The 25,311-nt window shown below is 72.6% G+C and carries 21 protein-coding genes and 1 pseudogene; 12 read left to right on the top strand and 10 right to left on the bottom strand.

Translation table 11 applies throughout. From position 1 onward, the window contains the following. The first annotated feature begins 35 nt into the window (after positions 1–35). Positions 36–401: a hypothetical protein gene (locus tag AC07DA_RS30700; protein ID WP_479131504.1), complete on the top strand. Its 366-nt coding sequence runs from the start codon at positions 36–38 to the stop codon at positions 399–401. Here the strand turns inward: AC07DA_RS30700 and AC07DA_RS30695 are convergent. Further along, positions 402–1,366, bottom strand: a pseudogene (locus AC07DA_RS30695) (esterase-like activity of phytase family protein). A 58-nt stretch (positions 1,367–1,424) separates the two neighbouring features. Beyond that, a complete protein-coding gene (locus AC07DA_RS30690) occupies positions 1,425–2,276 on the bottom strand; it encodes a serine hydrolase (RefSeq protein WP_479131503.1) in 852 nt (283 codons plus the stop codon). A 307-nt stretch (positions 2,277–2,583) separates the two neighbouring features. Here AC07DA_RS30690 and AC07DA_RS30685 point away from each other — a divergent pair, with 307 nt between their 5' ends. Continuing rightward, the gene (locus AC07DA_RS30685) at positions 2,584–3,246 is read left to right on the top strand and encodes a DUF7691 family protein (RefSeq protein ID WP_479131583.1); all 663 of its coding nucleotides are present in this window, start codon (positions 2,584–2,586) and stop codon (positions 3,244–3,246) included. A 189-nt stretch (positions 3,247–3,435) separates the two neighbouring features. After that, the gene (locus AC07DA_RS30680; protein ID WP_479131502.1) at positions 3,436–3,804 is read left to right on the top strand and encodes an ATP-binding protein; all 369 of its coding nucleotides are present in this window, start codon (positions 3,436–3,438) and stop codon (positions 3,802–3,804) included. A 67-nt stretch (positions 3,805–3,871) separates the two neighbouring features. Here the strand turns inward: AC07DA_RS30680 and ppk2 are convergent, their stop codons facing one another. The 5 genes from ppk2 to AC07DA_RS30655 all read right to left on the bottom strand — a co-directional run bounded on the left by ppk2 (position 3,872) and on the right by AC07DA_RS30655 (position 9,431). Further along, positions 3,872–4,828, bottom strand: a complete 957-nt coding sequence (ppk2, locus tag AC07DA_RS30675; RefSeq protein WP_479131501.1) for a polyphosphate kinase 2 — start codon at positions 4,826–4,828, stop codon at positions 3,872–3,874. 31 nt (positions 4,829–4,859) lie between these two features. Beyond that, the gene (locus AC07DA_RS30670; protein ID WP_479131500.1) at positions 4,860–5,102 is read right to left on the bottom strand and encodes a DUF6411 family protein; all 243 of its coding nucleotides are present in this window, start codon (positions 5,100–5,102) and stop codon (positions 4,860–4,862) included. A gap of 143 nt (positions 5,103–5,245) precedes the next feature. Next, on the bottom strand, positions 5,246–6,931 hold the full coding sequence (locus AC07DA_RS30665; RefSeq protein WP_479131499.1) for a thiamine pyrophosphate-binding protein: 1,686 nt from the start codon (positions 6,929–6,931) through the stop codon (positions 5,246–5,248). Further along, on the bottom strand, positions 6,928–7,908 hold the full coding sequence (speB, locus tag AC07DA_RS30660) for an agmatinase (protein ID WP_358559368.1): 981 nt from the start codon (positions 7,906–7,908) through the stop codon (positions 6,928–6,930). Before speB ends, AC07DA_RS30665 begins: the two co-directional genes overlap by 4 nt. Before the next feature lie 56 nt (positions 7,909–7,964). Next, positions 7,965–9,431: a sodium:solute symporter family protein gene (locus AC07DA_RS30655; protein WP_479131498.1), complete on the bottom strand. Its 1,467-nt coding sequence runs from the start codon at positions 9,429–9,431 to the stop codon at positions 7,965–7,967. 115 nt (positions 9,432–9,546) lie between these two features. On the opposite strand from AC07DA_RS30655, the gene AC07DA_RS30650 reads away from it, so the two are divergent. The 3 genes from AC07DA_RS30650 to AC07DA_RS30640 all read left to right on the top strand — a co-directional run bounded on the left by AC07DA_RS30650 (position 9,547) and on the right by AC07DA_RS30640 (position 12,564). Next, positions 9,547–11,043 carry a PucR family transcriptional regulator gene (locus AC07DA_RS30650; protein WP_479131497.1) on the top strand — a complete coding sequence of 499 codons (1,497 nt, stop codon included), beginning with the start codon at positions 9,547–9,549 and terminating at the stop codon, positions 11,041–11,043. 94 nt (positions 11,044–11,137) lie between these two features. After that, positions 11,138–11,932: a phosphatase gene (locus AC07DA_RS30645; RefSeq protein WP_479131496.1), complete on the top strand. Its 795-nt coding sequence runs from the start codon at positions 11,138–11,140 to the stop codon at positions 11,930–11,932. Positions 11,933–12,180: 248 nt separating this feature from the next. Further along, positions 12,181–12,564, top strand: a complete 384-nt coding sequence (locus tag AC07DA_RS30640) for a nuclear transport factor 2 family protein (RefSeq protein WP_479131495.1) — start codon at positions 12,181–12,183, stop codon at positions 12,562–12,564. A gap of 15 nt (positions 12,565–12,579) precedes the next feature. Here the strand turns inward: AC07DA_RS30640 and AC07DA_RS30635 are convergent, their stop codons facing one another. The 3 genes from AC07DA_RS30635 to AC07DA_RS30625 all read right to left on the bottom strand — a co-directional run bounded on the left by AC07DA_RS30635 (position 12,580) and on the right by AC07DA_RS30625 (position 15,994). Then, entirely contained in the window at positions 12,580–13,461 is an 882-nt protein-coding gene (locus AC07DA_RS30635) for an acyl-CoA thioesterase (protein ID WP_479131494.1), read from the bottom strand. Positions 13,462–13,506: 45 nt separating this feature from the next. After that, complete coding sequence (locus AC07DA_RS30630) at positions 13,507–14,664, bottom strand: acyl-CoA dehydrogenase family protein (RefSeq protein WP_479131493.1); 1,158 nt, start codon at positions 14,662–14,664, stop codon at positions 13,507–13,509. A gap of 736 nt (positions 14,665–15,400) precedes the next feature. Further along, positions 15,401–15,994, bottom strand: coding sequence for an SACE_7040 family transcriptional regulator (locus AC07DA_RS30625; RefSeq protein WP_479131492.1), 594 nt, complete (start codon positions 15,992–15,994; stop codon positions 15,401–15,403). Positions 15,995–16,080: 86 nt separating this feature from the next. On the opposite strand from AC07DA_RS30625, the gene AC07DA_RS30620 reads away from it, so the two are divergent. From AC07DA_RS30620 to AC07DA_RS30595, 6 genes are all read left to right on the top strand, one after another. Further along, positions 16,081–17,697: a carboxyl transferase domain-containing protein gene (locus tag AC07DA_RS30620; protein ID WP_479131491.1), complete on the top strand. Its 1,617-nt coding sequence runs from the start codon at positions 16,081–16,083 to the stop codon at positions 17,695–17,697. A 14-nt stretch (positions 17,698–17,711) separates the two neighbouring features. After that, on the top strand, positions 17,712–19,628 hold the full coding sequence (locus AC07DA_RS30615) for an acetyl/propionyl/methylcrotonyl-CoA carboxylase subunit alpha (protein WP_479131490.1): 1,917 nt from the start codon (positions 17,712–17,714) through the stop codon (positions 19,626–19,628). Continuing rightward, on the top strand, positions 19,625–20,575 hold the full coding sequence (locus AC07DA_RS30610; RefSeq protein WP_479131489.1) for a hydroxymethylglutaryl-CoA lyase: 951 nt from the start codon (positions 19,625–19,627) through the stop codon (positions 20,573–20,575). Before AC07DA_RS30615 ends, AC07DA_RS30610 begins: the two co-directional genes overlap by 4 nt. Before the next feature lie 5 nt (positions 20,576–20,580). Beyond that, positions 20,581–21,741 (top strand): acyl-CoA dehydrogenase family protein, encoded by a 1,161-nt coding sequence (locus tag AC07DA_RS30605; RefSeq protein ID WP_479131488.1) that lies wholly within the window; start codon positions 20,581–20,583, stop codon positions 21,739–21,741. 245 nt (positions 21,742–21,986) lie between these two features. Further along, positions 21,987–23,981 (top strand): glycosyltransferase, encoded by a 1,995-nt coding sequence (locus tag AC07DA_RS30600; protein ID WP_479131487.1) that lies wholly within the window; start codon positions 21,987–21,989, stop codon positions 23,979–23,981. Between the two features lie 196 nt (positions 23,982–24,177). Next, positions 24,178–25,221: an ABC transporter substrate-binding protein gene (locus tag AC07DA_RS30595; RefSeq protein WP_479131486.1), complete on the top strand. Its 1,044-nt coding sequence runs from the start codon at positions 24,178–24,180 to the stop codon at positions 25,219–25,221. Positions 25,222–25,311: the final 90 nt, after the last annotated feature.

Below are 25,311 nucleotides of genomic sequence, written 5' to 3'. Positions count from 1 at the left end.
CCGAGGACGTAGGACCGCGCTAGGGTCGTCCGATCATGCTTCTCTCCCTCGTGCAGGCGGGTCGGCGGCCGCGCTTCGCCCGGGCCGAGGCCGTGGCGAGCCTGGGCGCCGCCCTGTGCTGGCGCGTGCTGGCCTTCGCGATGTACGCGGAGGGCTACGACCTGGATCCGAGCGCGCCGCGCCAGGTGTCCGGCGCGGCGGAGATCGCCCGCCTGGCGCTGCTGCTCGCCGCCTCGGTCGCGGTGACGTGGTCGCTGCGCCTGCCGCCCTGGCCGCCGCTGCGCACCGCGGTGGACGCGGTCGCCGTCGTGCGGCTCGCCGCGGTGCTGCTGCTGTCGGCGGTGCTGGCCCTGGCCCTGCTCACCGGGGTCCGCGTGCCGGTGCTGGGCTGGCAGATGTGATCAGAGGCGTACCCGCAGGGCGTAGAGGCGGGTCGTCTGGGCCGGGTTCTCGTTGTCGTCGCTGGCCAGGACGACCTTCAGGCGGCCCCGGTCGCGGCCGGTGACCGTCATGGCCTCGATGTTGTCCAGCAGTGGGTTCGGCTGGGGCTGCTTGGCCGTGGCGCCCAGGGGCGGGCAGGTCACGAGGTCGGTGAGCAGTCTCTTGCGCAGGCCGTGGCGCGGGTCGGCCAGGTAGAGGCGGACCGTGTTGCCCACACCGGCCGTGAAGCCGCGCTCCAGGACCAGCAGGCGGCCGTCGGGGGTGGCCCGGATCTCGGGGACGCCGAGGCCGGGGTCGGTGCGGTAGGTGTACTGGGCGCCGAGCCGGAAGCCGGAGCCGTGACGCCGCCAGGTCTGCAGGCGGACGGTGTCGGCCGGATCGCCGGCCAGCGGGTACTCCATCGACGCGACGAGGGTGCGGCCGCCGGGCAGCAGGGTCAGGCCCTCGAAGGTGCCGTTGGGCCGGCCGCCCCCGGCGGGGCCACGCGCAGCTCGTCCGGGACCGGGAGCCGGTCGAGGATCGCGCCGGTGCGGGAGTAGCGGCGTACCGACGGCTCGGTCTCGGAGGACACGAGGTAGGTGCCGTCCCGGTCCACGACCAGGCCCTCGGAGTCGAGTGCGGCCCCGTTCTCGTCGGCGAGGGGGAGCACGGCCCGTGGCCGCGGGGTGCGCGCGTCCAGGCGGAAGAGGGCGGAGCGGTCCGAGAGGGCGGCCAGGGAGCCGTCCCGGTCGACGGCGAGCGCGGAGAGGTTGCCGACGACGGTGTTCTCGTACGTCGTCTTGTCGAGCGCGTCGGAGAAGCCGTCGAGGGAGACGGAGGGCGAGCAGGCGTGGGGCGCCGACGCCTGGGCGGGGCCGGCGGCGGTCAGGCACGTGGCCGCCGCCAGGCCCGCCGTCAGGAGCGCGAGGTGGGTTCGCAAGGGCATGGGCGTCACCGTAGGGCGGACCGGTGACGCCCGGTGGGCGGTGCGGTGAAGCGTCGGCTCAGCTCGCGGCCAGGTCCCGGTGGATGACCTTGGCCACCGCCTGGATGGTGGCGATGCCGTAGTTCATCGTGCTGTTGCCGTGCGTGAGGACGGTCATCGTGTAGTCGTGGCCACCGCCCTTGAAGGCGCCGATGCTGTGCACCCGCCAGCCGTTCGTGGAGCGCTGCAGCCAGCCGTTCTTGACGGCGACGGTGACGCCCGCGGGCACGCCGTACGGGGTGCCCCAGCGCTGGGACGAGACGACCTGGCCCATCAGCTTGAGGATGTAGGCCCGGGAGTTGTCGCTCAGGACCGCGTTCTTGCCGGTGATGAGCTGCAGCAGTTTCTGCTCGTCGTTGACGGTGATCTGGGTCAGGCCCCAGTAGCCGTCCGCGCCGGGCTTGGTCTGGGTCATGCCGGCCGCGGCGAGGAATCCCTTGATCTTCGTCATGCCGAGCTGCTTCCACAGGGTGGAGGTCGCGGCGTTGTCCGACTTGGTGATCATGGCCTTCGCGAGGGTGTTCTCGCGGTCGGTGAGGTAGCGGCCGGTCTTCTTCGCGTCCCACAGCAGCGTGGCGAGGACGGTGACCTTGACGACGCTGGCCGAGTCGTAGGCCGAACTCGCGCGCAGGGTGCAGGTGGTGTTGGTGCTGCGGTCGTGGAGGCCGACGGCGACGGTGCCCTTGCGGGTGGCGAGCGCGGCGGTGATGTCCTTCTTCAGCTTGGCGGCCAGGCCGGCCTTGGCCGAGGTGCAGGTCACGGCCGGCGTGGCGGCGGCGGCGGGCGTGGCGGCGGCGGCGAGCGGCACGAGCACACCCGTGCCCACGGCCGCCGCCAGCACTCTCGCGCGGCGGGATATCGCAGGAGTCATGCACGTCTTGACTCGCGGACGCCGGGCGAGGGTTGTAGGCGTTGCCCAAGGCTTGTGCGATTCGTTACCGGGCGCCGTGCGGTTCCAGGTGCACGCGCTGCTCGCGGCCGGGGCGAGCGACTACGGCAACAGCACGAACTACGGCGCGAGTTCCGTCCCCGGCCCGGGTGCCTCCTCGCGGTCGGACCGGTCGGCGGCCCACCGCCCGGACCCGTCCGACGTCGACGGACGCCTCGCCGGCCCGCGCGGTGGTGCCGGCGATCGGCCCCGACCCCTGAGCCCCGGGGCCGTCGCGCCGTCCCCGATCATGGACACCGGTGTCCGGCGACCGGGTGAAGGGAAGCACAGGGTGGGCTACTGCCTCGAGATGAGCACCGGCGACATGAGAACGGTGGTGCGGCTGCTCACCGCGGTGGAGCGGACCGAGCAGCAGGAGCGCACGCTCGCCCGCATCCGCACGGAGTGCGAGCGCACCGACGCGCGGTTCGAGGAGCAGGGCATCGCACTCGACGTGTCCATCGGCCGGGCCCTGGACGAGCTGGTCGAGGGCGCTTGCAGCACCGACCTCTGCCCCGCGTACAGCTACGCCTTCTACCAGGTCGTCGCGGCCCACTTCGCCGACCCGACCGACCTCGGCGCCTGGCGGCGTCCGGCGTGGTTCTCCACCCTGGACGACGAACTGGCCCGGCACGGCGTCCCGTCGGACCTGCTGCCCGGCACCTTCCTGTTCAGCGGCCCGCCCGTGCGGCTGCCCCACCCCGGTGACGCGGTGCCCGCCATCGGGACGCTGCCCGCCCAGCGGGCCGCCGCGCTCGCCGAGGCCTACACGGCCGTGCTGGACCGGCTCGACCCCGAATTCCGCGACGCCGCCCGCCGGTTCGCCGACGTCATGCGGTTCGAGGCGGAGGAGTGGGAAAGCGCGCGCGAGCGCGGGACGAACCCGGACACGCTGCTGTTCTGGTTCCACTGACCCCTGCCGGAACCCGTGACGCACGGGAGAGAGCGGACGGCCCCGCACATGGACCTCCCGGGTGGTCCTGTCGTCCCCATGTCTGGTGGTGCGGCCGCCGGGTACCCGGTCCGGGCAGGTATGAGGACCGAGGGAGATGAGGTCGGGCGGTGGCGGTGAAGGCGATGGGATGGGCGCATTCGTTTCCCCATGTCCGAGAGTGTGCGCGCCGGGCGGGAGTGGACGCGCGAACGTCTGGCGTCCCTGCCGTGGGCCGCCGCGGAACCGGACACGGTGGACGCCGTGGTGCTGGCCGTGTCCGAACTGATCACCAACGCGCACGTCCACGCGCACAGCGACGCCCACCTCGTCCTCACCTGGGACGGCGACTGCCTCCATGTGAGCGTCCACGACGAGGACCCCACCCTGCCCCGCCCGCGCCAGTCGGAGCCGGGGGACGTCGGCGGCCGTGGAGTGGCCATCGTGCAGAAGCTCGCCGACGAGTGGGGGATGCGCTGCCAGCGGCACGGCAAGTCGGTGACCGCGTGCTTCCGCCCCGCCGAGTCCGCCACCGAGTGACGCCCCTCCTCGCCGGAGTGACGCCCCTCCCCCCGGGGGCGCCCCGGGGGGAGGGTGCGGTGGAGCGTCAGTCGGTCTCCGGGTGCCGCCCGGGGCCCTCGGCTCCCGCGGACAGCGGGGTGGGCGACAGGGCGGTGTCCTCCTCACCGGGTTCCAGGAGGGTGTCGGCGGCGCCGACGATGAGCGGGTCGGGCGTGCCGACCGCCTCGTGGTCCTTGTTGGCGTAGTCGATGCGCCAGAGCAGACTGCGCATGGTCTCCAGCCGGGCGCGCCGCTTGTCGTTGCTCTTGACCACGGTCCAGGGGGCGTGTTCGGTGTCCGTGGCGCGGAACATGTCGACCTTCGCCTCGGTGTAGTCGTCCCACAGGTCCAGCGAGGCCAGGTCGGTCGGGGAGAGTTTCCACTGGCGCACCGGGTCGACCTGCCGTATCGCGAAGCGGGTGCGCTGCTCCGCGCGGGAGACGGAGAACCAGAACTTCACCAGCAGGACGCCGTCGTCGACCAGCATCCGCTCGAACGCGGGGCACTGGTCGAGGAACAGCTCGTACTCGTCCTTGGTGCAGAAGCCCATCACCCGCTCCACCCCGGCCCGGTTGTACCAGGAGCGGTCGAAGAACACGATCTCCCCGGCCGTCGGCAGGTGCGCGATGTAGCGCTGGAAGTACCACTGGCCCGCCTCGCGCTCGGTGGGCTTGTCCAGGGCGACCACGCGGGCGCCGCGCGGGTTGAGCCGCTCGATGAACCGCTGGATCGTGCCGCCCTTGCCCGCGGCGTCGCGCCCCTCGCACACGACGACCAGGCGCGCGCCGGTGTCCTTGACCCACCGCTGCAGCTTGAGCAGCTCGATCTGCAGGATGCGCTTGGACCGCTCGTACTCCTTGCGCCCCACCTTGCGGTCGTACGGATAGTTCTCCCGCCAGGTGCGGACGGGACGCCCGTCGGCGTCCAGGACGATCGGCTGCTCGCGTCTGCTGTCGTCGACGGTGAGTCCGTCGAGCAGCTTGTCGGCGTCTTCGGCGTTCATCTCCGCGCTCCCCGCTCAGCCCGCGTGCCGGTCAGAAGGGCAGGCGGCCGCGGGTGCGGCGGCCCGCCGAACCGCTGCGGCTCACCGCGCGCGAGCTGGTGTGGAAGGGCTTGCTGAAGATCCGGCCCAGGAAGCCGGGCGCCTTGCCGCCGGCCCGGGCCCCGGCTCCGAGCGTGCGCTGGGTGCCGCGTTCCGGATGACGGGACAGGCGCGGGACGAGGAAGGCCAGGACGGCCAGGACGACACAGACGGCTATGACGGCGGCGATTGCCATGGTGAGCTCCCTTTCGCTGGTGGGCGGATACACAGGTGCCCCGTCCAGGCCCTCCCATGTGGGAAGCGGGAAACTCACCCCGGCCGATCAACACATCCGGCACATCCGCCACATCCAGGACATCCAGCCCCTCCGGCCGGTGTTCAGTCCAGGTGCGTCGGCGCGAACATCCGCAGCACGGCCGGGAGCAGGACCACCGCGGGCCCGGGTGTGCGCAGCGCTTTCGCGAGGTCCTGCTCCAGGTGCTCCGGGGTGGTGCGGATCCCGGGGACACCGAAGGACTCGGCCAGGGCCACGTAGTCGGGCCGGGTCAGTTCGGTCGCGGTGGCCTCGCCGAACGCGTCGGTCATGTACTCGCGCAGGATGCCGTAGCCGCCGTCGTCGACGATCAGCCAGGTGACGTCCAGGCCGTACTGGCGGGCCGTCGCCAGCTCGGCGATCGAGTACAGGGCGCCGCCGTCGCCGGAGACGGCGAGGACCGGCCGGGTCGGGTCGGCCGCCGCGGCGCCGAGCGCGGCCGGGAAGGCGTAGCCGAGGCCACCGGCGCCCTGGGCGGAGTGCAGGTGGTTGGGGCCCTTGGCGTCGAAGGCCGACCAGGCCCAGTAGGCCAGGATGGTCATGTCCCAGAAGGACGGGGAGTCGGCCGGCAGGGCCCTGCGCACCGAGGCCAGCACGTCCTGCTCCAGGGTGAGGTCCTGGGCGGCGATGCGGTCGGCGACCTTCGCCAGCACCTCACGGACGCGGTCCGCCGCCGTCGCGTCCTCGCGGGGCGACACCGTCTCCAGCAGGGCCTGGAGGGCGAGGCGGGCGTCGGCGTGGATGCCGAGGGCCGGGTGGTTGGACTCCAGCTTGCCGAGGTCGGCCTCGATCTGGATCATCCGGCCGCGCGGCTTGAACGTGTGGTAGTTCGAGGAGAGTTCGCCGAGCCCCGAGCCGACGACCAGCAGCACGTCGGCGTCCTCCAGGAAGTCGGTGGTGTGCCGGTCCTCGATCCAGGACTGGAGGGAGAGGGGGTGGTTCCAGGGGAAGGCGCCCTTGCCGCCCGGGGTCGTGACGACGGGGGCCTGGAGCCGCTCCGCAAGCTGCCTCAGCTTGCCCGAGGCGTCCGCGCGGACCACTCCCCCGCCCGCGATGATCGCCGGGCGGGACGCGTGCGACAGCAGGTGCGCGGCGACGGCGGTCAGCTCGGGGCGGGGCGGCAGTTCCCCGGGGAAGGCGTCACCGCCCGTCACCACCGGGATCGCCGTCTTCGCGAGCAGCACGTCCTGCGGGATCTCCACCCACACCGGCCCGTGCGGGGCGGTCAGCGCCGACTTCCAGGCCGCCTCGATCGCGGAGGGGATCTGCGACTGGGTGCGCACGGTGTGGACGGACTTCACCACGCCCCGGAACGAGGCCGCCTGGTCGGGCAGTTCGTGCAGGTAGCCGTGGCGTCCGCCGCCGAGGCCCGCCGTCGGGACCTGGCTGCTGATCGCCAGCACGGGCGCGGAGGCGGCGGCCGCCTCCTGGAGCGCGGCCAGGGACGTCAGCGCGCCCGGCCCGGTCGACAGCAGCAGCGGCGCGGCCTCGCCGGTGATCCGGCCGTAGGCGTCGGCCGCGAACCCGGCGTTGTTCTCCACCCGCAGGCCGATGTAGCGCAGGTCGGAGCGGCGCAGCGCGTCGAACATGCCGAGGGCGTGCTGGCCGGGCAGGCCGAAGACGGTCGTCGCGCCGAGCCCGGCCAGCGTCTCCACGACCAGGTCCCCGCCGTTGCGGCCGTCGGGAGGGTTGAGGGCGGCCTCCGTCTGGGCGGGCGTCGGGCGGAGCACCAGGTCGTGGTCGTGGGTCACTTGGCTTCCGAGTCCTTCCGGGCCGCGGCGATCTGGCGGGACATGATCGTGGTCAGTTCGTACGCCGTGTGGGAGGCGGCCACCGACGTGATCTCGGCGTGATCGTACGCGGGGGCCACCTCGACGACGTCGGCCGAGACCAGGTTGCAGGAGGCCAGGCCGCGCAGGATCTCCAGCAGCTCGCGCGAGGTCATGCCGCCGGCCTCGGGCGTGCCGGTGCCGGGGGCGTGGGCCGGGTCGAGGCAGTCGATGTCGATGGAGATGTACAGCGGCCGGTCGCCGATGCGCTGGCGGAGCTGGTCGGCGACCTCGTCGGCGCCGCGCCGGTAGACGTCGGCGGAGGTGACGATGCCGAAGCCCATCTTCTCGTCGTCGGTGAGGTCCTGCTTGCCGTAGAGCGGGCCGCGGGTGCCGACGTGGGACAGGGCGGAGGTGTCGAGGATGCCCTCCTCCACCGCGCGGCGGAACGGGGTGCCGTGGGTGTACTCGGCGCCGAAGTAGGTGTCCCAGGTGTCGAGGTGGGCGTCGAAGTGCAGCAGGGCGACGGGGCCGTGCTTCTTCGCCACCGAGCGCAGCAGGGGCAGCGCGATGGTGTGGTCGCCGCCGAGGGTCATCAGCCGGGCGCCCGTGCCGAGCAGGTCGTCCGCGGCGGCCTCGACGGTCTCCACGGCCTCGTTGATGTTGAACGGGTTCACGGCGATGTCGCCGCCGTCCGCGACCTGCGCCAGCGCGAACGGGGAGGCGTCCTGCGCCGGGTTGTACGGGCGCAGCAGCCGGGACGCCTCGCGGATCGCGTTGCCGCCGAAGCGGGCGCCCGGCCGGTACGAGACACCCGAGTCGAACGGCACGCCCACGACGGCGACGTCGGCGCGGCCGACCTCGTCCAGCCGGGGCAGCCGGGCGAAGGTGGCGGGTCCGGCGTACCGGGGGACGCGGGAGGAGTCGACGGGCCCGCGGGGAGTCTCGTTGCTGGTCATGGAGAAATGCCTTCTTTCCTACGCTTCATCGCGTATGTACTGCTTGCCGTATGACTCTACTGGGAAGCCGGGACCGGTTCGGACGCGAGTTCGGGGGAGCGTCCGGCGAGGCGTTCGCGCCAGGCCGCGAGGACGGCCGCGTCGGTGGCCGGGGTCGCCAGGGAGACGATCACGTAGGCCGCGAGCGAGGCCAGCAGGCCGTAGTAGACCGGCTCGTTGGCGAGGATGCCGCGAGTCGCCATCAGCACGACGACCGCGACTCCGCCGACCACGACGGAGGCCAGGGCGCCGTACACCGTGCCGCGCCGCCACACCAGGCCGCCGAGGATCGGCACGAGCAGTCCGCCGACGAGGAGGTTGTAGGCGACGGTCAGGGCCTCCACGACGTTGTCGATCGCGACGGCCGTGCCGATCACCGCCAGGCCCATGAGCAGGATGAAGGCCCGGTTGCCCCGCACCTCGTCGTGGTCGCCGGCCGGTGCGCCCCGGCCGGTCCCGCGCAGCCGGGACCAGATGTCGTTGTTGGCGACGGTGGCGCAGGCGATCAGCGCGCCGGAGGAGGTCGACATCACGGCGGCCAGCGCGGCGGCGAGCACCAGCCCGCGCACACCGACGGGCAGTTCGTCCTTGACGATGGTGGCGAAGGCGTCGTCCGGGCTGCCCAGCTTCGGGTACAGCACCTTGGCGGCCGTGCCGATGACGGCACCGGCGAGGGCGTAGGCGAGGCAGTACGTGCCGGCGATGGTGCCGCCCCACTTGGCGGTGCGGTCGCTGCGGGCGGTGAAGACGCGCTGCCAGATGTCCTGCCCGATGAGCATGCCGAAGGTGTAGATCAGCACGTAGGTGAAGATCGTCTCGCCGCCGATGCCCAGCGGGTCGAAGTACGCGGTGGGCAGCTGCGCCTTCATCTCGGCGAAGCCGCCGGCCTTGACGACGGCGATGGGCAGCAGCAGGAGCAGCACGCCGATCGTCTTGACGACGAACTGCACCATGTCGGTCAGCGTGATCGACCACATGCCGCCGAGGGTCGAGTACGCCACGACGATCGAGCCGCCGAGGACGATCGCCAGGGTGCGGTTGATGTCGAACAGGACGTCGAAGATCGTGGCGTAGGCGATGGTCGAGGTCACCGCGAGCATCAGCGTGTACGCCCACATGACGAGCCCGGAGATGATCCCGGCGCGGCCGCCGCCGTAGCGCAGGTCGAGCATCTCGGAGACCGTGTAGACCTTCAGGCGGGCGATGCGCGCGGAGAAGAAGACGGACAGGGCGAGCAGACCCAGGCCGATGGTGAAGACCATCCAGGCGCCGGACAGGCCGTACTGGTAGCCCAGGCCCACACCGCCGATGGTGGAGGCGCCGCCGAGGACGATCGCCGCCATGGTGCCGGAGTACATCGCCGGGCCGAGGCGGCGCCCGGCCACCAGGAACTCGCTCTTGGAGCGGGCGCGGCGCATGCCCCACCAGCCCATGGCCAGCATCCCGGCCAGATAGACGACGATCACGAGGTAGTCGACGGCCATGGGGCTCCTTCGCACGCGCTCGCTCGTTGGGGGACGAGAGGGGGACGAGCAACGACCCTAGGTGGCCGGAAAGCGACTGCGAAGTGTACGTTTCATCCATTCGAGGTGGCCGTGGATGGAGGGAACGCACACCATGCCGGAGCCCGCCGTCCCACCCACCCCGCCGGTGGCGCTGGACGCCCTGCTGGCCCGCGAGGACCTGGCGCTGCGGCAGCTCGCCGGACCGCCCGCCGCCGGCACCGTCGTCCACTGGGTGCACACCTCGGAGATGGCCGACCCGTACCCGTACCTGCTCGGCGGGGAGCTGCTGCTCACGGCGGGCGTGCACATCCCGGAGGCCGCGGGGTCCGGCACCTACTTCGACGACTACGTGTCCCGGATCGTCGCGGCGGGCGGCGCGGCCCTCGGCTTCGGGGTGGCCCCGGTGCACGACACCGTCCCGAGGGCGCTGGCCGACGCCTGCGAGACGCACGGCCTGCCGCTGCTGGAGGTCCCGCCGCGGACCACCTTCTCGGGCGTGGCCCGCGCGGTCTGGCAGCTGATGTCGCAGGCCCGCCTGTCGGAACTCCGCCGCGTGACGGAGGCCCAGCAGAGCCTCGCCTCCGCCGCCGCGCGTCCCGACCCGGTCCCGTCCGTGCTCCGGCAACTCGCCCGGCGGGTGGGCGGCTGGGCGGTGCTGTACGGGGCCGAGGGTGCCGTGGTCGCGGACGGCGGGCGGGAGCCGGGCGGCGCGGCGCGCGAGGCGCTCGCCCGCCTGGCCGAGGTGGTGCGGCCGGCCGCGGCCCCGTCCGAGCGCCCCGCACCCGCCTCCGCCACCGACACCGTCGCCGGCACGCACCTGGCCTCCTACGCGCTCGGCGCCGGGCACGGCTTCGTGCTCGGGGTCGCCGCCCCGCGGCGGGCCGCCGGGGACCACACCATCGCCTCCGTCGCCGCCGTGCTGCTGTCCCTGCTCACCGGGGAGCAGCAGAGCGGCACGGGCACGGCCCGTTCCGCCGCGCTCGTCCGGCTGCTGCTGGGCGCGTCCCCCGAGGACGTCGCCGGGCTGCTCGGCGGCGAACGCTGGGTGGTGGTGCACGCGCGCCCGGAACCGGACGGCGCCCCCGACCCGGTCGCCGCCTCCGCGCTCGGTGCCGCGCTCGGCTCCGCCCTGGTCGACCCGGCCGGCGACGTCGTCCGCGTCCTGCTCCCGGCCGGCCGGGCACCGGCCGAACTGCCCGGCTGGACCCTGGGCGTCAGCGCCGCCGTCGCGCCGTCCGACTGGCCCCTCGCCGACACCCAGGCCGCCCGCGCCCTGGCCCGGGCCCGCGCGACCCGGGCCCCGCTGGTCCGGCACGGCGCACGCCCCGCCCTGGCCGACCTGGTGCCCGGCGAGGCGGCGGCGGCCCACGCCCGCGCCCTGCTCGCCCCCGTCGCGGCGCATCCCGCGCTCACCGAGACCCTGCGCACCTGGCTCTCCCTGCACGGCAGTTGGGACCGCACGGCCGTCGCCCTGTCCGTGCACCGCAACACCGTCCGGCAGCGCATCACGCGCTGCGCGAGGCTGCTGGAGACGGATCTCGACGACCCGGACACGCGCATGGAACTGTGGTTCGCGCTGCGGCACGTGTGAGTACGCGGACGGGCGTCCTTCTGAGTACGTGACGCACGTCCCAGCGTCCGATACGCCAGGGACGCCCCCGGACGGCTGCCTCACAATGGATGCCATGCCGATATCCGGGACACCCAGCCGCGCCGAACTCGTCGAGCACCTCGTCAGGACGCGCATCGCGGGCGACGTCGCCACCCCGCGCGAGAACAACCTCTCCCACTACCGCAAGCTGGCGAACGGCGACCGCCACTACTGGCTCGGCCTGGACCTCGGCGACCGCTGGACCGACGAGCAGGACGTCCTCGCGGTGATGGCGGAACGCGTCGGCGTCAACGACGACCCCGAGCACCGGTACGGCCAGGACACCATCGACCCGGAGCTGACCGTGGCCGGCCTGGAGCGGATGGCCGGGCGGCTGCGCAAGGCGGCGGACGGGCAGCAGCGGGTCCTCTTCGCCACCGGCCACCCCGGCGGCCTGCTCGACGTGCACCGCGCGACGGCGGCGGCCCTGCGCGCGGCCGGCTGCGAGATCGTCGTCATCCCGGACGGCCTGACGACGGAGGAGGGCTACGTCATGCAGTTCGCGGACGTGGCGGTCCTGGAACACGGCGCGACCCTCTGGCACACCCACTCGGGCGAACCGATGAAGGCGATCCTGACGGCCCTGGAGCGCGAGGGCCGCCCGCTGCCCGACCTGGTCGTCGCCGACCACGGCTGGGCCGGCTACGCGGGACAGCACGGCGTGGACTCCGTGGGCTACGCCGACTGCAACGACCCGGCCCTGTTCCTGGCGGAGGCGGAGGGCACCGTCCAGGTCACGGTGCCCCTGGACGACCACGTGGTCAGCCCCCGCCACTACGACCCGATGACGGCGTACCTCCTCGACCAGGCGGGCCTGACCGGGGCCTGACCCGCGCCCCGTCGCGCCCTGATCATCCGGCCGTCCGTCCGGCCGGCCGCGCCCTGCGGGACGCGGGCGGGCACCGGCGGTGGGAAGCCCCGGCCCTCGACGCGGCCGGACCGCCCCGCGGCCCTGCCCTGCCCGGTCTGACCCGGCCTGACCCGTGACCGGGCGGGCCGGGCCGCCCTCGGTCCGGCACCTGCCCGGATCCGGCGGCGGGGGCCGGCTCGGGTGCGGCGGCTGGTATGACTGACGGCATGGAGGAAGCAGCCGCCGAGTCGGCGATCGACATGTTCCTGTCCGCGTTCAACGTCCCGGACGACCGGCACGTGACCGAACTGCTGTCCCAGGCCCTCACCTCCGACGTCGTCTTCTGGGGGCCGCTGGGACGCAGTGAGGGCGTGGAGGCCGTCGAGCGGTTCGTACTGGAACTGCGCCGCCACCCCGCCGGGCCCGGCACCATGGTCCGCTGCTCGGGGGTGGACATGCCCGGCGAGTGGGCCCGCTACCGGTGGGTCTTCACCACGCCCGGCGGCGGGCCGCGACTGGCCGGCACGGACGTCGTCCACCTGCGGCGCGGCATGATCGACCAGATGATCGTCTTCGCCGGCGACATCGAGCCCGCCGCGGCGGACGTCTGACCGTCCGCCCCGGGCTCAGCGCTCCCGCGGGACCCGGACCACGCCCTCCTGGATCACCGTGACGGCCAGCCGCCCGTCCTGCGTGTAGATGCGGGCCTGTCCCAGTCCCCGGCCGCCGTGCGCGGACGGGGACTCCTGGTCGTACAGCAGCCACTCGTCGGCGCGGAACGGCCGGTGGAACCACATCGCGTGGTCGAGGGACGCCCCGACGACGTCGCCGACGGCCCAGCCGCCGCGCCCGTGCGCGAGCAGCACCGAGTCGAGCAACGTCATGTCGGACACGTACGTGGCGAGGACGACGTGCAGCAGCGGGTCGTCGACCTCGCTGTCGAGCTTGCCGTTGGTCCGGAACCACACCTGCGAGTGCGGCTCGCGCGGCTCGCCGAACTGACCGTAGGGCGGCTCGTCGACGTACCGCAGGTCGACGGCGGCCCGCGCCTCCAGGAACCGCTCGACCACCTCGGGGTCGAGGTGGCCGTAGCCGCGCAGCCGCTCCTCGCCGGTCGGGAGCGTCACCGGGTCGGGCGAGGCGGGCATCGGCGCCTGGTGGTCCAGCCCGTCCTCCGCCACCTGGAACGACGCCGACAGGTGGAAGATCGGCTTGCCGTGCTGGACGGCGACGACCCGTCGGGTGGTGAAGGAGCGCCCGTCCCGGATGCGGTCCACGGTGTAGACGATGGGCGCGCCGGCGTCGCCCGGCCGCAGGAAGTACGCGTGCAGCGAGTGCGCGGGCCGGTCCGCGGGGACGGTCCGTCCGGCGGCGACGAGCGCCTGGGCCGCGACCTGGCCGCCGAAGACCCGGGGGATGACGGCGGTCCGGGACCGGCCGCGGAAGATGTCCTCCTCGATCTGCTCCAGGTCGAGCAGGTCGAGGAGGGCCTGAAGTGCCTGACTCATGAGGTAGTTGTACCGGCCAGTGATCGCGTGCCGGTGTCGGGGCCCTTACAGGCCCATGTCCTTGGCGATGATCGTCTTCATGATCTCGCTGGTGCCGCCGTAGATGCGGTTGACGCGGTTGTCCGCGTACAGACGGGCGATCGGGTACTCGTTCATGTAGCCGTAGCCGCCGTGCAGCTGGAGGCAGCGGTCGATGACGCGGTGGGCGACCTCGGTGCAGAACAGCTTCGCGGAGGCGGCCTCGGCGGGGGTGAGCTCACCGGCGTCGAGGGCCTCGGTGGCGCGGTCGGCGACGGCCTCGGCGGCGTCCACCTCGGCCTGGCACGCGGCCAGTTCGAACTTGGTGTTCTGGAAGTGCGCGACGGGCTTGCCGAAGACCGTGCGCTCCTGCACGTACTGCTTGGCGAACCGGACCGCGGCCTTGGCCTGGGCGTAGGCGCCGAAGGCGATGCCCCAGCGCTCGGAGGCCAGGTTGTGGCCGAGGTAGTAGAAGCCCTTGTTCTCCTCGCCGAGGAGGTCCTCGACGGGCACCTTGACGTCGACGAACGCGAGCTCGGCGGTGTCGGAGGTCTTCAGGCCGAGCTTGTCCAGCTTGCGGCCGACGGAGTAGCCCTCGGACTTGGTGTCCACGGCGAACAGGGAGATGCCGTGGCGGCGGTCCTCGGCGGTGGGCGCGGCGGTGCGGGCGCACACGATCACGCGGTCGGCGTGCACGCCGCCGGTGATGAAGGTCTTGGCGCCGTTGAGGACGTAGTGCGTGCCGTCCTCGCTCAGCTTGGCGGTGGACTTCATGCCCGCGAGGTCGGAACCGGTGCCCGGCTCCGTCATCGCGATGGCCCACATCTCCTCGCCGGTGACGAACTTCGGCAGGTACCGCTTCTTCTGCTCGTCCGTGGCCAGCATCTTGATGTAGGGCAGGGCGAGCAGCACGTGCACACCGGAGCCGCCGAACTGGACACCGGCGCGAGCGGTCTCCTCGTACAGCACGGCCTCGAACTTGTGCGTCTCCAGGCCGGCACCGCCGAACTCCTCCGGCACGTTGATGCCGAAGATGCCCAGCTCACCGAGCTTGTAGTAGAAGTCGCGGGGCGCCTGGCCCGCCGCGAACCACTCGTCGTACACGGGTACGACCTCGGCCTCGATGAAGGCGCGGATGGTCTCCCGGAACGCCTCGTGATCCTCGTTGAACACCGTACGGCGCACGCCGCCACCTCCACGACCTCTGTCTAAGCGCTTGCTCAGCCCAAGATACCGGCGAGTATCGAGGGGAGTCCAGGGAGTCGGAAGCGGGGGTGGGGTGGCGCTCGTCACGCCGGGAGGGCGGGGTGTGGCGGAGGGGAGGGTGGGGTGTGGCGGCTGGATGAGGTGACGTGATTCGAGGTGGGCGAAGCCAGGCCTGCGAGGCGGCAGGGGGGGGTGGCCGGGGGGCGGCCGGGCCGACCCGTGCTGGGGGGGGGGCAGGGGCTGGGGCCCTCTTGGGGCAAGAGACTGAGGCCCTGCCGGGGGCCAAGGGCTGAGGCCATACCTGGGCCAGGGGCTGAGGCTCTGCCAGGGGCCAGGGGCCAGGGGCCAGGGGCTGAGGCCTGCTGACGGGCACAGGGTGAGGCCCTGCTGGGGGGCAGGTCGAAGTCCCCTGGGGGCGCAGGGGGCGGAGCCCCCGCCGGGGCCCGGGGCGGAGCCCCGAGCCGGGTCCGGCCTCCTGGCCCACCGTGTCGGGCGGGCGGGTGGGCAAAGGTCCGGGGGCGCAGGGGGCGGAGCCCCCGCCGGGGTCCGGGGCGGAGCCCCGAGGCGGGTCCGGCCTCCTGGCCCACCGTGTCGGGCCGGCGGGTGGGCAAAGACCCGGTGGCCCACAGGGTCAAGCCCCCGCCGAGGCCCGGGCCGGATGCCCCGAGCCGGCTCCGGCCTCCTGGCCCACCGCGCCGGGAAGGGGGCAGCCCCCTCAGACCCCCACCGCCGCAAACGCCCCCCGGGCCATCCGGTGCAGCAACTCCGCCGTCGCCGCCCGCCCGGGCAACACCCCACCCCTGCCCAGATGCGGCGTCGAGTTCAGCAACCCGAACACCGAGTGCACGGCCGACCGGGCCGCCGGCTCCTCCAGCCCGGGGTACACCTCCCGCACGACCCCCACCCACAGCTCCACGTACTGCCGCTGCAGCTGCCGCACCATCTTCCGGTCGCTGTCCCGGAGGCGATCCAGCTCCCGGTCGTGCAGGGTGATCAGAGGCCGGTCGTCCAGCGCGAAGTCGATATGCCCCTCGATCAGCGAGTCCAGCACACCCTCCGCCCCGCCCCCGTCCGCCTCGGCCACCCTCCGCTTCGCCCCGGTCAGCAACTGCCCACTGATCCCCACGAGCAGCTCAGCGAGCATCGCGTCCTTGCCCGCGAAGTGCCGGTACAACCCGGGCCCGCTGATCCCCACCGCGGCGCCTATCTCGTCGACCCCGACCCCGTGGAAGCCCCGCTCGGCGAACAGCCGCGCGGCCTCCTTGAGGATCTGCTCACGGCGGGTGGGGGCGTCGGTTCTGGTGGCCATGAAAACAATTCTAGACAGCGACGTTAGCGGTCGTTAACCTGGAGGAAATGCGTTAACGCTCATTAACAAGTGAGGGGACCCGCAGGATGCACGAGGCACCGGAGCTCACGAGCGCGGCAGACCCCGCGTCGGAGGCCTTTCGGGCCAACGAGGAGGCGCACCGCACCCTCGTCGAGGAGCTGCGCACCAAGCTGGCCGCGGCCGCCCGGGGCGGTGGCGAGAAGGCCCGCGCCCGCCACACGGCCCGCGGCAAGCTGCTCCCCCGCGACCGCGTCGACACCCTCCTCGACCCCGGCTCACCCTTCCTGGAGCTCGCCCCGCTCGCGGCCGACGGGCTGTACGAGGGGCAGGCCCCGGCCGCCGGGGTCATCGCCGGCATCGGCCGGGTCAGCGGCCGCGAGACGGTGATCATCGCCAACGACGCCACGGTCAAGGGCGGCACGTACTACCCGATGACGGTGAAGAAGCACCTCCGCGCCCAGGAGGTCGCCCTCGACAACCGCCTCCCCTGTGTCTACCTGGTGGACTCCGGTGGCGCGTTCCTCCCCATGCAGGACGAGGTCTTCCCGGACCGCGACCACTTCGGCCGGATCTTCTACAACCAGGCCCGCATGTCCGGCGCCGGCATCCCCCAGATCGCCGCCGTCCTCGGCTCGTGCACGGCCGGCGGGGCGTACGTCCCGGCGATGAGCGACGAGGCCGTGATCGTGCGCAACCAGGGCACGATCTTCCTCGGCGGCCCGCCGCTGGTGAAGGCGGCCACGGGCGAGGTCGTCACGGCGGAGGAGCTCGGCGGCGGCGAGGTGCACTCCCGCGTCTCGGGCGTCACGGACCACCTCGCGGAGAACGACGCGCACGCCCTGCGCATCGTCCGCACGATCGTCTCCACCCTCCCGGCCCGGGGCCCCCTCCCCTGGGAGGTCACCGAGCCCGTCGAGCCCAAGGTCGACCCGCACGGCCTGTACGGCGCGGTCCCGGTCGACTCCCGCACCCCGTACGACGTGCGCGAGATCATCGCCCGGGTCGTCGACGGCTCCCGCTTCGCCGAGTTCAAGTCCGAGTTCGGCCAGACGCTGGTCACCGGCTTCGCCCGGATCCACGGCCACCCGGTGGGCATCGTCGCCAACAACGGCATCCTGTTCGCCGAGTCCGCCCAGAAGGGCGCGCACTTCATCGAGCTGTGCGACCAGCGCGGCATCCCGCTGGTGTTCCTGCAGAACATCTCGGGCTTCATGGTCGGCAAGGACTACGAGGCGGGCGGCATCGCCAAGCACGGCGCCAAGATGGTCACGGCCGTGGCCTGCACGCGCGTCCCGAAGCTCACGGTCGTGGTCGGCGGCTCGTACGGCGCGGGCAACTACTCGATGTGCGGCCGGGCGTACTCCCCCCGCTTCCTGTGGATGTGGCCGAACGCCAAGATCTCGGTCATGGGCGGCGAGCAGGCCGCCTCGGTCCTGGCCACGGTCAAGCGCGACCAGCTTCAGGCCCGCGGCGAGTCCTGGCCCGCGGAGGACGAGGAGGCCTTCAAGGCCCCGATCCGCGCCCAGTACGAGCGCCAGGGCAACGCCTACTACGCGACGGCCCGCCTGTGGGACGACGGTGTGATCGACCCGCTGGACACCCGTCAGGTCCTGGGCCTGGCCCTGACCGCCTGCGCCAACGCGCCCCTGGGTGACCCCCAGTTCGGCGTCTTCCGGATGTGAGGGGACGGACGACGATGTTCGAGACAGTGCTGGTGGCCAACCGTGGCGAGATCGCCGTGCGCGTCATCCGGACGCTGCGGTCGATGGGCGTGCGCTCGGTGGCCGTCTTCTCCGACGCGGACGCCGACGCACGGCACGTCCGCGAGGCGGACACGGCGGTGCGGATCGGCCCTGCCCCCGCCTCCGAGAGCTACCTGTCGGTGGAGCGCCTGCTTCAGGCCGCGGCCCGCACGGGCGCGCAGGCGGTCCACCCGGGCTACGGCTTCCTCGCGGAGAACGCCGCCTTCGCGCGCGCCTGCGCCGAGGCCGGTCTGGTCTTCATCGGCCCCCCGGCGGACGCGATCGCGCTGATGGGCGACAAGATCCGCGCCAAGGAGACGGTCCGGGAGGCCGGAGTGCCGGTCGTGCCCGGCGGCCGGGACCCGGAACTCGCGGAGGCGGCCCGCGAGCTGGGCGCGCCGGTGCTGCTGAAGCCCAGCGCGGGCGGCGGCGGCAAGGGCATGCGCCTGGTGCGGGACCTGACCCGCCTGGAGGAAGAGATCGCCTCGGCCCGCCGCGAGGCCCGCGCCTCCTTCGGCGACGACACCCTGCTGGTGGAGCGCTGGATCGACCGGCCCCGCCACATCGAGATCCAGGTCCTGGCCGACGGCCACGGCAACGTGGTCCACCTGGGCGAGCGCGAGTGCTCCCTGCAGCGCCGCCACCAGAAGATCATCGAGGAGGCGCCCAGCGTGCTCCTCGACGAGGAGACGCGTGCGGCGATGGGCGAGGCGGCGGTCCAGGCGGCCCGCTCCTGCGGCTACCGGGGCGCGGGCACGGTGGAGTTCATCGTCCCGGGCACCGACCCGTCGTCGTACTACTTCATGGAGATGAACACCCGGCTGCAGGTGGAGCACCCGGTCACCGAGCTGGTCACGGGCCTGGACCTGGTCGAGTGGCAGCTGCGGGTCGCGGCCGGGGAGCCCCTCGGCTTCACGCAGCAGGACGTACGGCTGACGGGCCACGCGGTGGAGGCCCGCGTCTGCGCCGAGGACCCGGCCCGCGGCTTCCTCCCCTCCGGCGGCACGGTGCTGCGGCTGCGCGAACCCCAGGGCGACGGCGTCCGCACCGACTCGGGCCTCAGCGAGGGCACGGAGGTCGGCAGCCTCTACGACCCGATGCTCTCCAAGGTCATCGCGTACGGCCCGGACCGGGCGACGGCCCTGCGCAAGCTGCGCGCGGCCCTGGCGGAGACGGTCACGCTCGGCGTGCAGACCAACGCCGGGTTCCTGCGCCGCCTGCTCGCCCACCCGGCGGTGGTCTCCGGCGACATGGACACCGGCCTGGTCGAGCGCGCGGTGGAGGACCTGGTCCCCGCGGACGTCCCCGAGGAGGTCTACGAGGCGGCGGCGGCCGTACGCCTGGAGGCCCTGCGGCCCGAGCCGGGCGGCTGGACGGACCCGTTCTCGGTGCCGAGCGGCTGGCGCCTGGGCGGCGCCCGCAAGCCACCGGCGTTCCACCTGCGGGTGCGGGAACCGCTGGAGTACACCCCGCGCGGCACGGCCACGGTCTCCGGCGACCGGGTCACCGTCACGCTGGACGGCGTCCGGCACACCTTCCACCGCGCCGCCGACTGGCTCGGCCGCGACGGCGACGCCTGGCACGTCCGCGACCACGACCCGGTCGCCGCGTCCCTCACCCGGGCGGCCCACGGCGGCGCCGACTCCCTCACGGCCCCGATGCCCGGCACGGTGACCGTCGTCAAGGTCGCCGTCGGCGACGAGGTGGGCGCCGGCCAGAGCCTGCTGGTGGTGGAGGCGATGAAGATGGAGCACGTCATCTCGGCCCCGCACGCCGGCAAGGTCACCGAGCTGGACGTGGCCCCGGGCGCCACGGTCGCCATGGACCAGGTCCTGGCGGTCATCGCACCCCACGAGGAGGCGGCGCCATGACAGCACCGGGACTCCCGATGGCCGTGCCGGCCCGGGACCTGCCCACCCGGGTACGCATCCACGAGGTGGGAGCGCGCGACGGCCTGCAGAACGAGAAGGCGACGGTCCCCACGGAGGTCAAGGCGGAGTTCATCCGCCGCCTGGCCGACGCCGGTCTGACCACGATCGAGGCGACGAGCTTCGTCCACCCCAGGTGGGTGCCCCAACTGGCGGACGCCGAGCGGCTGTATCCCCTCGTCGGCGACCTCCCGGTGGCCCTCCCGGTCCTCGTGCCGAACGAGCGGGGCCTGGACCGCGCCCTGGCCCTGGGGGCCCGCCGGGTGGCGGTCTTCGCCAGCGCCACGGAGTCCTTCGCCAAGGCCAACCTCAACCGCACGGTGGACGAGGCCCTGGCGATGTTCGAGCCGGTGGTGAGCCGGGCGAAGGCCGAGTCGGTCCACGTCCGCGGCTACCTCTCCATGTGCTTCGGCGACCCCTGGGAGGGCCCGGTGCCCGTCCCCCAGGTGGTGCGGGTCTGCCGGGCCCTGATGGACATGGGCTGTGACGAACTGAGCCTGGGCGACACGATCGGCGTGGCGACACCGGGCCACGTGGTGGCACTCCTCGCGGCCCTCGACGAGGCGGGGATCCCGCCGTCCGCCCTGGGAGTCCACTTCCACGACACCTACGGCCAGGCCCTGGCCAACACCCTCGCCGCCCTCCAGCGGGGTGTCACGACGGTCGACGCCTCGGCGGGCGGCCTGGGCGGCTGCCCGTACGCGAAGTCGGCGACCGGCAACCTCGCGACGGAAGACCTCGTGTGGATGCTGCGGGGCCTCGGCATCGACACCGGAATCGACCTCGGCCGCCTCGTCGCCACGAGCACGTGGATGGCCGCCCACCTGGGCCGGCCCAGCCCGTCCCGCACCGTCCGAGCCCTGTCCCACGAGGACACCGAGGAGCAGTGACCACCATGGACTACCGCCTTCCCGCCGAGCTGGAAGAACTCCGCCGCACGGTCGAGGAGTTCGCACACGAGGTCGTGGCGCCCAAGATCGGCGACTTCTACGAGCGGCACGAGTTCCCGTACGAGATCGTCCGGGAGATGGGCCGCATGGGCCTGTTCGGCCTGCCGTTCCCGGAGGAGTACGGCGGCATGGGCGGCGACTACCTGGCCCTCGGCGTGGCCCTGGAGGAACTGGCGCGGGTCGACTCCTCGGTCGCCATCACCCTGGAAGCCGGCGTCTCGCTGGGCGCGATGCCGATCTTCCTCTACGGCACGGAGGCCCAGAAGCGGGAGTGGCTCCCCCGCCTCTGCTCGGGCGAACTCCTCGGCGCGTTCGGCCTGACGGAACCGGACGGCGGCAGCGACGCCGGCGCGACCCGCACGACGGCCCGCCTGGACGAGTCGACGAACGAGTGGGTCATCAACGGCACGAAGTGCTTCATCACCAACTCGGGCACGGACATCACGGGCCTGGTCACGGTCACGGCGGTCACGGGCCGCAAGCCGGACGGCAAGCCGCTGATCTCCTCGATCATCGTCCCCTCGGGCACCCCCGGCTTCACGGTCGCGGCCCCGTACTCCAAGGTCGGCTGGAACGCCTCGGACACCCGCGAGCTGTCCTTCTCGGACGTCCGCGTCCCGGCGGCGAACCTGCTGGGCGAGGAGGGCCGCGGCTACGCCCAGTTCCTGCGCATCCTCGACGAGGGCCGCATCGCGATCGCGGCCCTGGCGACGGGCCTGGCGCAGGGCTGCGTCGACGAGTCGGTCAAGTACGCCAAGGAACGCCACGCCTTCGGCAGGCCGATCGCCGCGAACCAGGCGATCCAGTTCAAGATCGCGGACATGGAGATGAAGGCCCACACGGCCCGCCTCGCCTGGCGCGACGCGGCCGCCCGCCTGGTCACCGGCGAGCCCTTCAAGAAGGAAGCGGCCCTCGCCAAACTCCACTCCTCCACGGTCGCGGTCGACAACGCCCGCGACGCCACCCAAATCCACGGCGGGTACGGCTTCATGAACGAGTACCCGGTCGCCCGCATGTGGCGGGACTCGAAAATCCTGGAAATCGGCGAGGGCACGAGCGAGGTCCAGCGCATGCTGATCGCCCGGGAATTGGGTCTGGCGGGCTGATACGGCCCCGTCCCGCGCGCAAAGCCCCACCGGCTGCGAGCCGGTGGGGCTTTCGGCATCGAGCCACCCGCTCGGAAGGGTGCTCCGAGCTGCCGCTTCTCCCCGGGCTGAATTCGTGTACACGGCTACTTCATGGTAGTTTCACGGACATATGACATCTCCCCTCCGCCGCGCGGACTGACCTTCCGCGCGTTCCGGCCGAGCCGAGCGAGGGGACGTGCTTCGTTTTCCTGGGGGAGTTCACGATGGCCGGCCCTGTCGTTTCCGTGGTTATCGCCGCGTACAACGCGATGCCCTATCTCACGCGCTGCATCACTTCCGTGGCCGAGCAGAGCATCGGCCGGGACGCCTTGGAAATCATCGCGGTCGACGACGGTTCCACGGACGGCACGGGTGAGGAACTCGACCGGCTGGCGAAGGAATACCCGACGCTGTTGCGCGTGTTCCACCAGGAGAATTCCGGTGGGCCGTCGGCGCCGCGCAACAAGGGGCTCGACCACGCCCGGGGCACGTTCGTCTTCTTCCTGGACGCCGACGACTACCTGGCTCCCGAGGCGCTGGAGCGCATGGTGGCCATGGCCGAGGAGAACGGCACCGACATCGTGCTCGGCAAGATGGTCGGGGTCGGCGGACGCGGGGCGCCCACCTCGATGTTCCGGCGCGACCAGCCCCGCACCGACGTCTTCTCGTCCCGCGTGTACTGGACCCTCAACCCCATGAAGCTGTTCCGCCGGGAGCTGCTGGAACGGCTGGGCCTGCGGTTCCCGACGGACCTGAAGATCGGCGAGGACCAGCTCTTCGTGGGCCCCGCCTACCTCCACGCGAACGGCATCTCCGTACTCGCCGACTACGACTGCCTCTTCTGGGTCGAGCGCGAGGACAGCGGCAACATCACCCTGCAGACCGGCGGCTCCGAGCCCCGTCTGCGCTTCCTGCCCCGGGTGGTCGACCTGCTCCTCGAACAGGTGCCGCCCGGCCCCGGCCGTGACCACCTGGCCCACCGCCACCTGACGGTGGAGGTGCAGCAGCTCCTCGGCCATCTGGCGCGCGAACCCCGACCCGAGCAGGAGAAGGGGCTGGCCCGGCTCGCCGAGATCATCGCGCCGCTCTGGCACGACGGGCTGAACGACCGGCTGTCGGCGATGGCCCGCCTGCGCCTGCACCTGGTACGGCACACCATGCTGGACGAGGTACTGGAACTGGTGCGGTTCGAGAAGGAGTTGGCGAGGAGCGGTGTCGCCACCCCGGTCCTCGTCGACGGTGGCCGCGCCTACGCCCGTTACCCCTTCCTCCGCGACCCGTCCCGCGGCATCCCCGACGCCTGCTACGACGTGACCCGCCAACTCGGCGTGCGCCACCACGTCACCCGCGCCGAACTGCGCGGCACCGAGCTGCACCTGGCCGGGCACGGCTATCTGCACCGGGTGGCCACCGAGGACGTGTCCACCGAACTGGTGCTGCGCGAGCGGGAGAGCGGGACGGAGTACCGGCTCCCGGTCACGCACACGGCGACCCCCGGGCTCGGCCAGGACGAGGACGAGGGGCACTACGTCTACGACAAGGCCGGTTTCGAGGCCGTCGTCGACGTCGGCACCGCCGGCCACGGCGCACCGCTTCCCGACGGGCTCTGGGACGTGTTCCTCGCGATCGGCGCCCAGGGCGTCTCCCGGGAGGCCCGGATCGGCAGCAAGCGGGACCGCGAGGTCTCCGGCTCTCCGGCGACGCACCTCGTCGGCACCGGCGACGAGCTGCGTGCCGTGACGCTGTACGCCACCAAGCCGCACGGCAACTTCACGCTCGACATCGGCGAGCGGAAGCACGCGGTGCTGCCGCAGCTGAACATCGCCACGGTGCGGTGGGCTCCCGGGTCGTCCACGGAACTGGAGCTCGCCGGCCGGTGCACGCTCGCCGCCGTGCCGGACGGGGCCCTCGTCGTGCGCCTGGAGGACGGCCGGGGCCGCGGCGCCGTCTTCCCGGCCCGGCAGGCCTCGCGTGCGGGCGGCGACTTCCTGGTGCGGGTGCCGGTCACCGAGCTGGCCGCCGGAGAGTGGGAGGGGCGGCTGCGGCTCGGGCCCTGGACCGTGCCGCTCCCGCCGGCCCCTTCGCTCGCCCCCGCCCGATGGCGCCGGCGCGGCCTGCCCTGGTACGCGAAGCCGACCGTGCAGGGCGGCGAGGCGTTCGCGCTCCGGGTCGCGCGTACCGACCTGGTCCGGGCCGTGCGACGGCGTCTCAACTCGTAGGCGGGGCGGCCGGGGAGCCCCGGCGCCCCGTGATCCGGATCACCGCCTCCGGCGGCATCCCGGCGTCTGCGCCGGGCACGCGTACCAGGGCCCCTCTGGACAAGATCTGAGGTTAGGCTAACCTAAGCCTGATTCCAGCCAAGCGGCTCTCCGTCGCGCCCGCAGTGGCTCCGTACGCATGAAAGCAGACCCACCCATGTCGAACGCCAGAACCGCCCGCTTCTCCCGCCGCGGCCTCCTCGCCGCCGGTGGTGCACTCGGACTCGGCGCCCTCGTGACCGCGTGCGGCGGCGAGGACGCCAAGGACGGCGGCTCGGAATCGACGGCCGGTGCCCAGTCCGGCCCGTGGTCCTTCAAGGACGACCGCGGCAAGACCGTCAAGCTCGACAAGGCGCCCGCGAACATCGTGGCCTTCACCGGCGTCGCCGCCGCGCTGTACGACTACGGCGTCTCGGTCAAGGGCGTCTTCGGCCCCACCAAGACGCAGGACGGCAAGCCCGACGTCCAGGCCGGCGACATGGACATCAGCAAGGTGACCATCCTCGGCAACACCTGGGACCAGTTCAACGTCGAGAAGTACGCGGCCCTCGCCCCCGACGTGCTGATCTCCACGATGTTCGACGACGCCGGCACCCTCTGGTACGTCCCCGAGGCCTCCAAGGACAAGATCGCCAAGCTCGCCCCGAGCGTCGGCATCTCCGTCTACGACCGGCAGCTCACCGCCCCGCTGCAGCGCATGTGGGAGCTGGCCGAGTCGCTCGGCGGCGACATGAAGTCCGCCAAGGCCACCGACGCCAAGAAGCGCTTCGAGGAGGCCTCCGAGCGGCTGCGCAAGGCCGCCAAGGCGCACCCCGACATCAAGGTGATGGCCGGTTCCGCGAGCCAGGAGCTGTTCTACGTCTCCGGCACCAACCTCTCCATCGACCTGGAGTACTTCAAGGCCCTCGGCGTGAACTTCGTCGAGCCGCCGGAGAAGGCCAAGGCCCAGGGCGGCGGCTGGTTCGAGAGCCTCAGCTGGGAGAACGTGGACAAGTACAAGGCCGACGTCATCATGATGGACGACCGCTCCTCCGCCATCCAGCCGGCGGACATCACCGAGGCGACCTGGAAGAAGCTGCCCGCGGTCAAGGCCGGCCAGGTCATCGCGCGTTCGGCCGAGCCGATCCTGTCCTACGACAAGTGCGTGCCGCTGGTGGAGAACCTCGCGAAGGCCATCGAGACCGCGAAGAAGGTCAGCTAGGCAGTTTCGTTTGGATCACCGGGCGGACCAGAGGAAGATGCCCGCGATGTGGAGTCCGGCCAGGTAGATGGCGGCGGTCTTTTCGTAGCG

This window comes from Streptomyces sp. NPDC044921 (genome assembly GCF_056432865.1).
This window is presented reverse-complemented; position numbering and strand designations above follow the sequence as displayed.